Genomic DNA, 13,385 nt, shown 5'->3' on the forward strand with positions numbered 1-13,385 from the left:
ACATCAGGTGACAGGTACGGCCGCCAGGATGGGCGCGAAACCCGAAATTCCACCAGGGAGCTCTATATGCCTCGCGCCGCAGGAACCTTCACCATCGACAGCTGGGAGCCGCAGCCCTACGACGAGGCCGAGGGGGCCACGCTCTCCCGCGTCCACATCACCAAGACCTTCGACGGCGACCTGACCGGTACCAGCACCGCCGACATCATCACCGCGATCCCCCTGGTCGAGGCGTCGGCGGCCTACGTGGGCTTCGAGCGCTTCACCGGCACCGCGCACGGCCGCAAGGGCACCTTCGTGCTCCACCACTCGGCCGGGGGCCACGCCGGGGAGTCGGCGCTGAGCTGGACGATCCTTCCCGACTCCGGAACCAGCGAGCTGCTGGGCATCCGGGGTAGCGGCCAGATCGTCAACGACGACGGCGCCCACTCCTTCCACCTCGACTACGAACTGAACTAAGGGCGACCGCCCCCGCGCGCCGACGGACGGCAGGCGACGCGCGCGGGGGTGCCCACCCATCACCGGCCACCGGGCCGGTGCGCGACCCCCGGCGTCCACAGACCGGTGCCCATGACCCGGCTGTCACCGACCGCCGCCTGCACAACCCGGCATCCACAGCCCGCCGCCCGCTCGCCCGGCATCCACGGCCCGACGTCGACACGATCCGGCATCCACGACCCGCCGCCCGCGCGGCCCGGTGTTCACGGCCGTTTTGACCTCTTGTCACATCTCGCGTCGAGCCAGTTGAGAAAGCTGCTTCCCAGCCGTTGACGTGCCCGTAGCACGTATGTAACATTTGGCCAACGCCATGCAAGAATATTGCAAACTACTGTTCATTTTCTTGCTATTCCTCGCAACTCTCCAGGGATGCACTGCGTCGTGCACCTGCCCCCCATTACGTGTGCGGTGAAGGCTCGCGTGCCTTCACGCCTCGGCCCTGCCGTGCCTGACGAGAGAAGAAGAGCGCGAATGAGAATGCTGTACAGACCGTTACGGCTGGTGGCGACCATGGTCGCCACCGGCCTACTGCTCGTCGTGGGGTCGGTCGTCCCGGCCTCCGCCGCAGCCGGACCCAATCTGTCGCCGGGAAAGGCGACCCTGGCCAGCAGTTCCACGGGCGGCCAACCGGTGTCCGCCATCAACGACGGAAACCAGGCGACCTACTGGGAAAGCGCCAACAACAGCTTCCCGCAGTGGGCGCGGATCGACCTCGGGACCGCCACGAGCGTCGAGCAGATCGTCCTGAAACTGCCCCCGCCGGCCGTCTGGCAGACCCGCACCCAGACGCTCTCCGTCCAGGGCGGCGCTGACGGCAACACCTTCAGCACGGTGGTGGCCTCGGCGAACTACACGTTCAACCCGGCGACCGGCAACACGGTCACGATCGACTTCGGCGCCACGACCCACCGCTACTGGCGCGTCAACATCACCGCCAACACCGGCTGGCCCGCCGCGCAGATCTCCGAGTTCGAGATCTACGGCGCCGCCGGCACCGGCGGCGACACCCAGAACCCGTCGGCCCCCGGCAACCTCGCCTTCACCCAGCCCGCCACCGGCCAGATCAGGCTGGCCTGGACCGCCTCCACGGACAACGTGGGCGTCACCGGGTACGACATCTACGCCAACAACCAACTGCGGGGCAGCGTCGGCAACGTGCTGACCTACACCGACACCCAGCCGGCGTCGGCGACCGTGACGTACTTCGTGCGGGCCAAGGACGCGGCGGGCAACCAGTCGGCCAACAGCAACTCCGTGACCCGCACCGGCACCGGCGGCGAGCCCGGCTCGAACCTGGCGATCGGCAAGGAGATGGTCGAGTCCGGCCACGTGCACTCGTTCGTCGCCGCGAACGCGAACGACAACAACCTGGCCACCTACTGGGAGGCCAACTCCGGCGCGTTCCCGAACACGCTGACCGCCAAGCTCGGCGCCAACGCCAGCGTCAGCTCGGTCGTGGTGAAGCTCAACCCCGACTCCGCGTGGGGCACCCGTACGCAGAACATCCAGGTCCTGGGCCGTGAGCAGAACGCCACGGGCTACACCAACCTGGTGTCGGCGCAGAACTACACGTTCAACCCGGCCTCCGGCGGCAACTCGGTGACGATCAGCCTCTCCGCCACCGTCGCCGACGTCCAGCTGAGGTTCACCAGCAACAGCGGCGCGCCCGGCGGGCAGGTCGCCGAGTTCCAGGTCTTCGGCGTCCCCGCGCCGAACCCCGACCTCACGGTCACCGACCTCTCGTGGACCCCGGCGTCCCCGAGCGAGGCGAACGCGATCACCCTGTCGGCCACGGTCAGGAACGCGGGCACCGCCGCCGCCCCCGCGGACAGCGTCAACCTCAACCTCGACGGCACGGTCGCCGGAACCGTCGCCATCCCCGCCCTGCCCGTCAACGGCACCGCCACGGTGACCCACAACATCGGCACCCGCGGCGAGGGCAGCTACACGGTCAGCGCCAGGGTGGACGCGGACAACTCGGTCTTCGAGCAGAACGAGGGCAACAACGTCCTCACCGCGTCGTCGCCGCTGGTCGTCGCGCAGGCCCCCGGCCCCGACCTGCAGGTCCTCGGCGTCACCTCCAACCCGCCGAACCCGGCCGTCGGAGCACCGGTCTCGTTCACCGTGGCGGTGAAGAACCGGGGCACCACCGCGACGGGCGCGACCACGGTCACCCGCGTGGCGGTGGGCGGCACCACTCTCAACGGCAACACCGCGTCGATCGCCGCGGGCGCGACGGTCAACGTGGCCGTCAGCGGAAGCTGGACCGCCACCAGCGGCGGCGCCACCATCACCGCGACCGCCGACGCGACCAACGTCGTCACCGAGACGAACGAGAACAACAACACGTTCTCGCAGTCGATCGTGGTCGGGCGCGGCGCGGCCGTCCCGTACGTCGAGTACGAGGCCGAGTCCGCCAGCTACCAGGGCACCCTGCTGGAGACCGACCCGCTGCGCACCTTCGGGCACACCAACTTCGCCACCGAGTCCTCGGGCCGCAAGTCGGTGCGGCTGAACAGCACGGGCCAGTTCGTCGAGTTCACCTCGACCAACCCCTCCAACTCGATCGTGGTCCGCAACTCCATCCCCGACGCGGCCGGTGGTGGCGGCATCGAGGCGAGCATCAGCCTCTACATCAACGGCACCTTCTCCAGGAAGCTGACCCTCTCCTCACGCCACAGCTGGCTGTACGGGAACACCGACGGCCCCGAGGCGCTGACGAACACCCCCCAGGGCGACGCCCGGAGGTTGTTCGACGAGTCGCACGCACTGCTCTCGCAGACCTATCCGGTGGGCACCAAGTTCAAGCTGCAGCGTGACGCGACCGACACGGCCTCGTTCTACGTCATCGACCTGATCGACCTGGAGCAGGTGGCACCGGCGGCCGGCCAGCCGGCCGGTTGCACCTCGATCACGAACTACGGCGCGGTGCCCAACGACGGCCTCGACGACACCTCCGCCATCCAGCGGGCGGTGACGGACGACCAGAACGGCGTCATCAGCTGCGTGTGGATCCCGGCGGGCCAGTGGCGCCAGGAGCAGAAGATCCTCACCGACGACCCGCTGAACCGGGGTCAGTGGAACCAGGTGGGCATCAGCAATGTCAACATCCGCGGCGCGGGCATGTGGCACTCCCAGCTGTACACCCTGACCGAGCCGCAGGACGTGGTGGGCGGCATCAACCACCCGCACGAGGGCAACTTCGGCTTCGACATCGACAGCAACACCCAGATCTCCGACATCGCCATCTTCGGCTCGGGCCGCATCCGCGGCGGAGACGGCAACGACGAGGGCGGGGTGGGCCTGAACGGCCGGTTCGGCGAGAACACCAAGATCACCAACGTGTGGATCGAGCACGCCAACGTGGGTGCCTGGGTCGGCCGCGACTACGACAACATCCCGGCTCTGTGGGGTCCCGGCGACAACCTGCTGTTCAGCGGGATGCGCATCCGCAACACCTACGCCGACGGCATCAACTTCACCAACGGCACGCGGAACTCGCGGGTGTTCAACTCCTCGTTCCGCAACACCGGCGACGACGCCCTGGCGATCTGGGCCAACCAGGCGGTGAAGGACCGGGTCGTCGACAACACGCACGACAACCACTTCGTCAACAACACGATCCAGCTGCCCTGGCGGGCGAACGGCATCGCGATCTACGGCGGTTACGACAACTCCGCCGAGAACAACCTGATCTACGACACCATGAACTACCCGGGCATCATGCTGGCGACCGACCACAGCCCCCTGCCCTTCTCGGGGACCACGTTGCTCGCCAACAACGGGCTGTACCGCACGGGTGGCGCCTTCTGGAACGAGGACCAGGAGTTCGGGGCGATCACGTTGTTCCCGCAGGGCAGTGACATCACCGGTGTCACCATCCGCGACACCGACATCTCCGACTCGACCTACGACGGCATCCAGTTCAAGACGGGCGGCGGCAACATGCCGAACGTCGCGATCACCAATGTGAAGATCGACAAGTCCAACAACGGGGCCGGGATCCTGGCCATGAGCGGCGCCCGCGGCAACGCGGTCCTGTCGAACGTGACCATCACGAACTCGGCCGACGGCAACATCGTGAGACAGCCGGGGACGAGCTTCGTGATCACCGGCAACTGACCCTTCCGACGACCGCTCCGGCCTGACCTCTCACCTGGGGTCAGGCACCTGAAGAACGACCGGCCATGTGGCGTGCTCCCCGCGAAAACACCAGGGGGTCCCGCCCATGGCTGGTCGCGTTTCCGGTGGACCCCACCAACAGCGGCGTCGAGCGCCGCGATCCCCCGTATAAACGACGAAGGGGCCCGCCGAAGCAGGCCATGCCCGCGAACAGCGGATCCCAGTCACCGAAGTGGGGTGTTCACGAATGGGGCCGGCCTGGCGCGGCAGAGAGGTTGGCAAGATCACTTCCCGAGTGACAATTGATCGTTTCCCAAACCGGGGTGAGGCCGCAGCGCCAAGCTGTCTCATCAGCCGCGCGCTTGCCTCGCGCAACCATCTCGGCGCTGCGGCCTCACGTCTCGGCCCCGCGCAGATGCGCGGGGCCGAGAGCGGACCGGTGTACGCTCGATGAAATACTTCGCCGACTATGGCGTCTTCGGTAGGTCCATGTGGCGGACAATTTGATCAAGTCCCCACAGGGCCGTCTTGTCATCATCGTGGCGCAGCGATTTATATGCGGCTTCGTATGTCAGCCGCCGCACCTCGCGATGCTCCTGAGAGAGCACTGTTTCCACTCGTTCTTGAGTGACGTCCATGGCGAAGAAGTGCTTGGGCACGATGTAGATGTTCTCGGGCCAGAACTCGCTGGCCGCAAAGCGGCCTTTCTCTACGCCGCTCACCATGTCGAGTTTGAACAGCGGGCCCGTTGCAGGCAGGCCGGTCTCCTCAGCGATCTCGCGGCAGGCTGCTGTCCACAGATTCTCGTCCTTCCTCGATACCGCCGCTTAGTTCGTAGGTGTGGGGGGTATCCTCGATCCCACCGGTGGTCGACACGCCGCAGAGTTCTTTCCAGCGGAAAAGCCGTCAGCAGCCCCTCGGATCACAGAGCTTCACCTTGTCGGTTCGATTGTTGAACCTGTCATTGAGAGCGCCAAGATCCGGGTAGGCGTAGCCAGTTCCCATCGTTTTGGTGTCGTCCGGCTGCAACGTCCTGACGTCGATCAGTTGAGCAGGTCCGTCATACCGGTTCCAGACGCTGTTGGCCCTATTCTGGTATGGGGCGATGTCGTGAGTTCCCTCGTATCTGACCGCCACCAGCCAATGACCCCTGTAGTTCGCATCGTCCCACAGGCACAGCCAACCGCTTGAGCAGTCATTCTTGTCGAGGATCTCGACGTCACGAGCCGGCAGGCCCACTGACGCGCGATATTCCGTCGCGCTGTCATAGCAGCGCAACAATGTACTGAGCTCTCCCGTGCATACCTTCGCTTCGCGCCAGTCCTTCGACAGGTCGATCACTTTGTTGTTGAGAAGGCCGAAGGGGCCGGTTGACGAGCCGGTCCCGGATGTCGGCTGGTGTGCGTCGCGACCTACTATGGCCGTGTCGGCGTCCGACGTCGTGAGGACGGTGGCGGACTCGGCGTAGGCGCCGCTGTGGGCCGTCGCCGGGCTCCCCGAAGCGGCCAGGAGGGCGAGGGCCATGGAGAGGGCGACGGCACTGCGTGCGAGGTGAGCTGAAGCGCGCGGCATGAGCATCCTTTCGGGTTCTGGCGGCCGGATCCTGATCGGACCCGGGACACGAACGAGACACGTGTGATCAGCCGGATGTGACATCGGGGCTGAGGGCACTCCAGGGTGGGGCACGTGCACCTCCATAACCGGTGCCAGTGCTCGGGTCCATGCGACCGCGACGCGTGCCCCGACCGCCGAGTCGGCCGAGACTTGCCCGGGGCGATCCATTGGGCCTCCCCTCGCGTCTCGCCCAGCGTCCTCGGTCCCGGGCCGGGCCTCGGGACCGGCGCTGGTGTCGAGAGTGCCCCGTTGCCGCCGACAAAAGACGGCGGCGGAATAAGGCGGAGTGTTACGGGCAGCCTGGGCGGACGTTGATCAGCCGGCCAGTCACCCCGTAGCTGACTTTTTCGTTGCCCTTCCCGAGGCCGAGTGCCACCACGCACCTCCATTGATTACCGTCAGCGTTCGCATGGTAGACGGTCACACCTTTCGGCATGGCGCAATGATTGTCGTAGGAGATGGTGGTCGAGAATGGGCCTGGGTTCCAGCCGAAATTCGCGGTCGCAGCGGGCGGAAGACCGCATGGGATGGCGAGCGCGGCCAATAGCGTCGGATCCGATACTGCGGCGGCCGGCCCCGCCGAGGACAGACCGATGGCGGTCAGTGCGCCAATGGATACGCAGACGGCAAATACTCAGCTAACTTTCATGTGAATCCTCTCCATAAACTGCCACTTGATCGACCGTGCGACGTGACGATTCTCGGGAAGATAACCTTCGGAGAAGGTCGCACGCCGCTCCTCCTATAGTGCTACTCCGTTACCGACCTGTCTTTAACCGTGGATGCACAATCACTTGCCGCTGCGTCTACACGACTCGCCATCCCGTTGCCGGGGAGGGGGCCCGGCCCCCAGCCGACTGGCATGGTTGCTGTTACTCCCACCGGCTTGACGAGCGCATATATCTGCAGAGCGGGACCTCGTCGGCGGTGCATGGTTCCCCTACCACGCGTAGATGGCAGACCACAGGTGCCCGGTGAAGTAGTTCAGCTCGATCGATGCCGGTCCCCTTGTCCGGTGCCAGACTTCGTGTGATTGTTACGGCGATAATCCAGGCCGTCCGCCCGTCGTGCGGTGCATGAGTTCGCTGCCTGCGCACATGACCCACGCCGTGTTCGCCGGTACGGAGAGACGACGACAGGGGAAGCGGGGAGAAGTGTGATCGATTGCTTAATCGGCCGGGGTCCATCGCCGCCGCACATCACATCTCCATCGGCTACCTGCACCGTCTCTTCCAAGGACAGGGCCCTACAGTCTCCTCGTGGATTCGTCTCCGACAGCTGGAGCCCGCGCCGCGAACTCTCCGACCCGGGCCTGTCCACGACCACGATCCACCACATCGCCGCTCGCTGTGGGTTCACGAACGCGGCCACCACGCGAGCCGAAATTAGCCCGCCCAGCGGGCACAGAACCTCGGAAACGATGAAATCCCGCCCGATCAAGTGATCAGACGGGATCTCGTCAACCGTCCTTGAGCTAACTCAAGAACGGCCCGAAGTGGAGCTATGGGGATTCGAACCCCAGACCTCCTCCATGCCATGGAGGCGCGCTACCAGCTGCGCCATAGCCCCTCGGGTGTTAACCGATGTCCCCGGGCTCGGCCCGGCGACCACGCCAGTGTATAGGAAATCACCCCGCACCCTGTAACCGCGGCGGCCCCGCTCAAGATCCGGTCGCCGGGCCGGGACCGCCGGCGCGGACCGCCCACGGGGCCGGTTCGCGGGGGAACCGGCCCACTCGATCATGGTGTGCGCGTACGGGCGGCGCGGGCGCCTACCGGAGCGCCGCGGCCTTCTCGATCAGCCCGGCGAGCTCGGCCACCGCGGGGTCCTCGGTGGACGCGGCCAGGCGGGTGGCGTGGGCGGCGAGATCGCCGGGCGCGGCTCCGGCGACCCTCTCCCCGGTGCGGAGATACTCGGCGAAGCCCGCGGCCACCACGTCGACCTGGAACCTCGGCGTGGACCCCTCCCACGGTGAGTCCGCCAGGTCGCCCGCCACGAGGGAACGGGCGGCCTCCGCGGGGTCGCGGGTGTCGGGGTCCTGCCAGCGCACGGTGGCGGTGGCCAGCTGGCCCGACGCCCCGCCGCGCAGCCGGACCTCGTACAGGGCCGTCACCGAGTGGCCGGGGCCGATCTCGCCGCCGTCCTTGGTGTCGTCGCGGAAGTCCTCGGTCGCGATCTGCCGGTTCTCGTAGCCGATCAGGCGGTAGGACTCCACGACCGAGGGGTTGAACACGACCTGCGCCTTGGCGTCGCGGGCACGCAGGTCGATGTTGGTGGCGAGCTGCTCGACGAAGACCTTGCGCGCGTCGTCGACGGAGCTGACGTAGACCGCGGCGCCGTCGCCGTTGTCGGCGAGCTGCTCCATCAGCTCGTCGCCGTAGTCGCGGCCGACGCCGACGCACAGCAGAGTGATCTTCTTGGCCGCCGCCTCCTCGACCCGGTCGAGGATGCCCTGCCAGGTGGTGTCGCCGACGTTGGCCAGGCCGTCGGAGAGCAGGATGACGCGGTTGACGGCCACCGGCCTGAAACTCGCCGCGGCCTCGGCGTATCCGCTGGTCAGCCCCGCCTCCAGGTTCGTCGACTGCTGTGTGGCGAGGCGTTCGACGGCGGCGTGGAGCTTTTCCCTGTCGGTCGCCGGGGTCATGGAGAGGACGACGTCCGCCTCGTCGCTGAAGGACACGAGGGAGACCCGGTCGCCGGGCCCGAGCTGGTCGACGAGTTTGTGCAGGGCCTCCCTGACCAGGTCGAGCCTGCCGGGTTCGCCCATCGAGCCGGACACGTCCACCACGAAGGTGAGGTTCGCCGGTCGCCGGGCCTCCGCGCTCGCCCTCCGGGTCTGCAGGCCGACGCGGAGCAGCGCGGTGCCGTTCCCCGGCGTGCGGGAACCGTCCATGTGCACGGTGAAGCCGTCGTCCTCGGGCTCCGCGTAGTCCTGCGCGAAGGAGTTGACGAACTCCTCCGGCCTGACCTGGCCCGCCTCCGGCAGCCTGCCCTCGGTGATGGTCCGTTTGCTGTAGCCGTACGAGGCGGTGTCCACGTCGAGGGCGAAGGTGGAGATCTGTTCGGCGGAGGTGTCGCGTCGCCGGGTGGCCTCGGCCTGGGGGTCCTCGGCCCCGGCGGTGGCGCGGGTTTCGGGCTCGGTCTCGCCGGTGGCCCGCTCCCCGGCCTTGGCGGGAGCGTCCGGGGGCATGGCCGGGACCGCGTTCCCGGACTCGGGCATCGGCCGGCTGTCGGGGGCGTTGTAGCCCGAACCTCCGCAGGCGGCGGCGAACATCAGGACGAACAGGGCGAGCACGGCGAGAACGATGGCGAGCGGACGTGACTTCATGTCGCCTCCTAGGGATGCGTGTCATCCCCTACGACGACTCCTCCCCCCGGTCCGCCGGGAGCTTGACCCAAGCGAGCGCAAACCGTGTTCGGCACGTGATCAGGGTTTCCAGGCCGGGTCCCGCCCGCTGAGCCCGAGCGCCCGCTCGAACGGCGAGGCGTCCTCCGGCACGGGCACCTCCTCCCCGAAGGCCCCCATCCGCCGTCCCTGCGGCGCCATCCCCTCCATGAACGCGGCCACGGCCTCGCCGGTCGCGGCGTCCACCTCGTAGTCCTGGCCGGTGGCCCTGGCCAGGTCCCAGCCGTGGATCGCCAGGTCGCCCAGCAGCATCTGGAGCACCACGACCATGGGCATCCCCATCGTGGGGCTGGTCCCCTCGGTCACCCCGGGTGCGGACCAGGCGGCGAGCAGCGCGGTGGCCCGGTCCTCGAAAGGGGCGTGGTCGGCGTCCTGCGGCGGCGGCTCCTCTCGGCGGGCCAGCGCCTCGAACATCGCGGCCACTCCGGCCAGGTGGCCGAGCAGCTCCCGTATGTCGAAGCCGTCGCAGGGGGTGGGCAGGTCAAGCTGGTCGTCGCGGACGCCGCGGGCGACGGTCGCCGTGCCGGTGACGGTGCGTGACAGCATCTCGTTCATGGCGGCCATGCTGCCGAACCGGACTCCCAGCTGTCTTGAAAAAACGCGACATAGGATCCTGCATCATGCGCGTGTACCTCGGCCTCGCGGCCAAACACCAGGGAGCCGGTATACCGGAGGCGATGCTGCACACCGTGAGGGGCGCGATCGACAGCGCGTTTCCCGTACCGCCCGAGGTCATCAGATCCCGGGAGTGGCACCGTCCCGGCATCGCCGTGTTCGCCTGGACCAACGAGCCGGACGACTCGCGGCGGCCTCCCCTGCTGGAGACCGGGCACGACCGGGTGACCGGGGTGAACGGTTACCTGGCCGCGCCGGACGACGTGAACCGGCTGGCGGCCATGCCGAGCCTGGACACCGAGGCGGTCGGCGGGTGCTTCTCCGCGTTCCGGGCGACCGAGGACGAGCTGTCGGCCGCCACCGCGATCCACCGGGTCTGCCCGGTCTACTACGCCGAGACCCCCGACGTGCACGTGATCGGCAGCCGGGCGCTGCTGGTCCACCTCGCGGGCGGCGGCGAGCGGGTCGAGTGGGACGTGCTCGCGCTGCAGTCGGTGGTCAGGCAGGGATACTTCCTGTCGGACGAGACGCCCTACCGCGGGGTGAGCGCGCTGCCGCCGTCCTCGTCGGTGACCGTGAGGGGCGGCCACCGTACGATCACCACGACCCCGCTCCCCTCGGCCGTGCCCGCGCCCACGTCGCGCAGGGGGAAGAAGAAGCTGGTCGGCGAGCTGGCGAGCGCGCTGCTGGCCACGGTGGAGCCGCTGCGCGCGGCCGGGGAGCCGGTGAACCTCGCCCTCACCGGCGGCAGGGACAGCCGCCTGATCGCCGCGACACTGCACGCGGCCGGTATCCCGCTGCGCGCGACCACCAACGGCCTGGACACCCACCCCGACGTGATCATCGCCGGTCGGGTCGCCCGCGCGCTCCGCGTCGAGCACACCGTCATCCCCCCGGCCCGCGCCGAGAAGAAGGACGCGATCGTCGTCGAGCACCCCCTCGCGCGGGCCTACGAGACGCTGCGGGCCTGCGAGGGCATGACGTCGGCGTACGAGTCGATCGTCGGCTACCTTCCCTACAGCGCCAAGCCCACCATGTCGGGGCAGAGCGGGGAGATCCTGCGGGCCGGGGGCCTGTTGCTGCTCCAGACCGACCTGACGGAGAAGGCGCTGCGCCGCCGGGTGGACGTGACCTTCCTGCGGGACCCGGCGCTGTTCACCGAGGAGGCCAACGAGCACGCCCGCGAGCTGGCCGGGCCCTGGCTGGAGCGGGCTCCGCTGGAGGCGCTCGACCACATGTACATCTCCTACAAGGTCGGCCGCTGGCACGCGGGGGCGCGGGCGGGCTCGCTGCGCAGGGGCGACCAGATCTGGCCGTTCCTCGACAACCGGGTGGTCCGCGCCGCGCTGGGCCTCGACCAGACCTGGCGGCTGTCGGAGGAGGTCATCTACGAGCTACTCGGTGTCCTGGCCCCCTCACTCAGGGACATCCCGGTCGAGGGCAAGCCGTGGCGGTTCACCGTGGGGAGGCGCTACCACCCCTGGCAGCGCAGGCCGCAGGCGCCGCTGACCGCGCCGAAGACCGGCGGGGGTGGCTGGAACTGGCGGACCAGCCCCGGCGTGGAGCTGACCGGCCTGATGCGCGACCACGTCCTCGGCCGCCTGGACCTGCTGGCGCCCATCGTCAGGCCCGACGAGGTCCGCGGGCTGTTCGCCGAACCCGTCCTGAAGAAGCCCAACCAGGCCTGGCACCTCTACACCGTGGCCACCATGCTGGGTGGCGAGTATCCGGGCAAGGAACCGGAGAGCCTGCCGAGGGTCCACATCCCCATCCCGTCATGACGGGTACGCCCAGTCCCGGGGCCGGCCCCCGCCCCGAGGCCTCCCGCGCCGGTACGACGGGCACCGTCGGCGAGGCGGACGCGCCCGCCGACGACACCCGGGGCATCCTGAACTTCGGGGCGGCCCGGTTCCGCTACGGGCGCCACGCGTGCCACCCGGCCCTGGCCCCCTTCGTCGAGCACCACTGGATCGTCCGCTGGGAGCTGGACGAACCGTACGAGCAGCGGATCGTGTCCCACCCTTCGGTGAACCTGGTCTTCCATGAGCACGGTTCCCGCGTGGCCGGGGTCATCACCGGTGACTACCTGGAGGTCCTGACAGGCACCGGGGTGGTGGTCGGCAGCCGCTTCCGGCCCGCCGGTTTCCGTCCCTTCCTGGGCGCCCCGCTCTCCACGATCACCGATCGTTTCACTCCGGCCTCCCGGATCCTCGGTCCGGACGCCGACGCGGCGGCCCCGGCCGTACTGGCCGCCTCCTCGGCCTCCGACGAGGAGGCCCTGCGGGCGCTGGAGGGGTTCCTGCTCGCGCGGCTCCCCGCCCGCGACCCCGTCGCCGAGCGGGCGGCGGACCTCGTCGCGAGTGTGCTCGCCGACCCGTCCATCATCCGCGTCGGCGATCTGGCCGCCCTGCACGGGCTGAGCGTCCGGCACCTGCAGCGGCTGTTCAGCGACTATGTCGGGGTCTCCCCCAAGTGGGTGATCCGCCGCTACCGCATCCACGAGGCCGCCGAGCGGGCCGGGCCCGCCACCGACTGGTCGCGGCTGGCCGCCGATCTCGGCTACAGCGACCAGTCCCACTTCACCCGCGACTTCACCGCCGTCATCGGCATGCCTCCCACCGCGTACGCCCGCCGCCTGGCGGGGTGACGTCAGCAGGCGCAGGCGATGCCGGAGACCGGCGCGGTCAAGGCGTCGACGGGGCGGCGGGACACGCCCTCGGCGGTCTCGACGGGGAAGCCCTCCCTGGCCCAGTACTCGAAGCCGCCGAGCATCTCCTTGACCGGGTAGCCGAGTCCGGCGAACTCCAGCGCGGCCCGGGTGGCGCCGTTGCACCCCGGCCCCCAGCAGTAGGTCACCACGGTCACCCCCGCGGGGACGACCGAACGGGCGCGAGTGGCGATCAGTGCGGTGGGCAGGTGTACGGCCCCCTGGACGTGGCCCTGATCCCAGCTCTCCCGGCTCCGGGAGTCGACCACGACGATGTCCGTGACCCCGGCGGCCAGGCCGGCGGCGACGTCGGACACGTCGGTCTCGAACGCCAGCCTGGCGGCGAAGTGCGCCAGCGCGTCGGCGTTCCCCGCGGCCGGTACCGCGGTGACGGCGGAGGAGGAAGGAGCGGTGACAGACATG

The 13,385-nt window shown here is 68.8% G+C and carries 9 protein-coding genes and 1 tRNA gene; 4 read left to right on the forward strand and 6 right to left on the reverse strand.

The window, feature by feature from the left end; genetic code table 11:
- Positions 1 to 66: 66 nt before the first annotated feature.
- The gene (locus OG587_RS41655; RefSeq protein ID WP_329084360.1) at positions 67 to 459 is read left to right on the forward strand and encodes a DUF3224 domain-containing protein; all 393 of its coding nucleotides are present in this window, start codon (positions 67 to 69) and stop codon (positions 457 to 459) included.
- Positions 460 to 969: 510 nt separating this feature from the next.
- Positions 970 to 4,620: a CARDB domain-containing protein gene (locus OG587_RS41660; protein WP_329084361.1), complete on the forward strand. Its 3,651-nt coding sequence runs from the start codon at positions 970 to 972 to the stop codon at positions 4,618 to 4,620.
- Positions 4,621 to 5,087: 467 nt separating this feature from the next.
- Here the strand turns inward: OG587_RS41660 and OG587_RS41665 are convergent, their stop codons facing one another.
- From OG587_RS41665 to OG587_RS41685, 5 genes are all read right to left on the reverse strand, one after another.
- Positions 5,088 to 5,420, reverse strand: coding sequence for an NUDIX domain-containing protein (locus OG587_RS41665; protein ID WP_329094170.1), 333 nt, complete (start codon positions 5,418 to 5,420; stop codon positions 5,088 to 5,090).
- Between the two features lie 106 nt (positions 5,421 to 5,526).
- On the reverse strand, positions 5,527 to 6,192 hold the full coding sequence (locus tag OG587_RS41670; RefSeq protein ID WP_329084362.1) for a peptidase inhibitor family I36 protein: 666 nt from the start codon (positions 6,190 to 6,192) through the stop codon (positions 5,527 to 5,529).
- A gap of 1,538 nt (positions 6,193 to 7,730) precedes the next feature.
- A tRNA-Ala gene (locus tag OG587_RS41675) sits at positions 7,731 to 7,803 on the reverse strand.
- 202 nt (positions 7,804 to 8,005) lie between these two features.
- On the reverse strand, positions 8,006 to 9,562 hold the full coding sequence (locus tag OG587_RS41680; protein WP_329084363.1) for a vWA domain-containing protein: 1,557 nt from the start codon (positions 9,560 to 9,562) through the stop codon (positions 8,006 to 8,008).
- 99 nt (positions 9,563 to 9,661) lie between these two features.
- On the reverse strand, positions 9,662 to 10,195 hold the full coding sequence (locus OG587_RS41685; RefSeq protein WP_329084364.1) for a TIGR03086 family metal-binding protein: 534 nt from the start codon (positions 10,193 to 10,195) through the stop codon (positions 9,662 to 9,664).
- Between the two features lie 65 nt (positions 10,196 to 10,260).
- Between OG587_RS41685 and OG587_RS41690 the strand changes: the two genes are divergently transcribed.
- Both OG587_RS41690 and OG587_RS41695 read left to right on the forward strand, forming a co-directional pair.
- Entirely contained in the window at positions 10,261 to 12,036 is a 1,776-nt protein-coding gene (locus tag OG587_RS41690) for an asparagine synthase-related protein (protein WP_329084365.1), read from the forward strand.
- A complete protein-coding gene (locus OG587_RS41695; RefSeq protein ID WP_329084366.1) occupies positions 12,033 to 12,902 on the forward strand; it encodes an AraC family transcriptional regulator in 870 nt (289 codons plus the stop codon). The genes OG587_RS41690 and OG587_RS41695 overlap by 4 nt, the downstream gene beginning before the upstream one ends.
- Before the next feature lie 2 nt (positions 12,903 to 12,904).
- Here the strand turns inward: OG587_RS41695 and OG587_RS41700 are convergent, their stop codons facing one another.
- The gene (locus OG587_RS41700; RefSeq protein ID WP_329084367.1) at positions 12,905 to 13,384 is read right to left on the reverse strand and encodes a rhodanese-like domain-containing protein; all 480 of its coding nucleotides are present in this window, start codon (positions 13,382 to 13,384) and stop codon (positions 12,905 to 12,907) included.
- Position 13,385: the final 1 nt, after the last annotated feature.

Source organism: Streptosporangium sp. NBC_01469, from assembly GCF_036227305.1.
Classification (GTDB): Bacteria; Actinomycetota; Actinomycetes; order Streptosporangiales; family Streptosporangiaceae; genus Streptosporangium.

Excerpts from the sequence above, each read along its gene's own strand:
- OG587_RS41655 (WP_329084360.1), top strand. The coding sequence starts at position 67 with ATGCCTCGCGCCGCAGGAACCTTCACCATCGACAGCTGGGAGCCGCAG.
- OG587_RS41660 (WP_329084361.1), top strand. The coding sequence starts at position 970 with ATGAGAATGCTGTACAGACCGTTACGGCTGGTGGCGACCATGGTCGCC.
- OG587_RS41670 (WP_329084362.1), bottom strand. The coding sequence starts at position 6,192 with ATGCCGCGCGCTTCAGCTCACCTCGCACGCAGTGCCGTCGCCCTCTCC.
- OG587_RS41680 (WP_329084363.1), bottom strand. The coding sequence starts at position 9,562 with ATGAAGTCACGTCCGCTCGCCATCGTTCTCGCCGTGCTCGCCCTGTTC.
- OG587_RS41685 (WP_329084364.1), bottom strand. The coding sequence starts at position 10,195 with ATGAACGAGATGCTGTCACGCACCGTCACCGGCACGGCGACCGTCGCC.
- OG587_RS41690 (WP_329084365.1), top strand. The coding sequence starts at position 10,261 with ATGCGCGTGTACCTCGGCCTCGCGGCCAAACACCAGGGAGCCGGTATA.
- OG587_RS41695 (WP_329084366.1), top strand. The coding sequence starts at position 12,033 with ATGACGGGTACGCCCAGTCCCGGGGCCGGCCCCCGCCCCGAGGCCTCC.
- OG587_RS41700 (WP_329084367.1), bottom strand. The coding sequence starts at position 13,384 with ATGTCTGTCACCGCTCCTTCCTCCTCCGCCGTCACCGCGGTACCGGCC.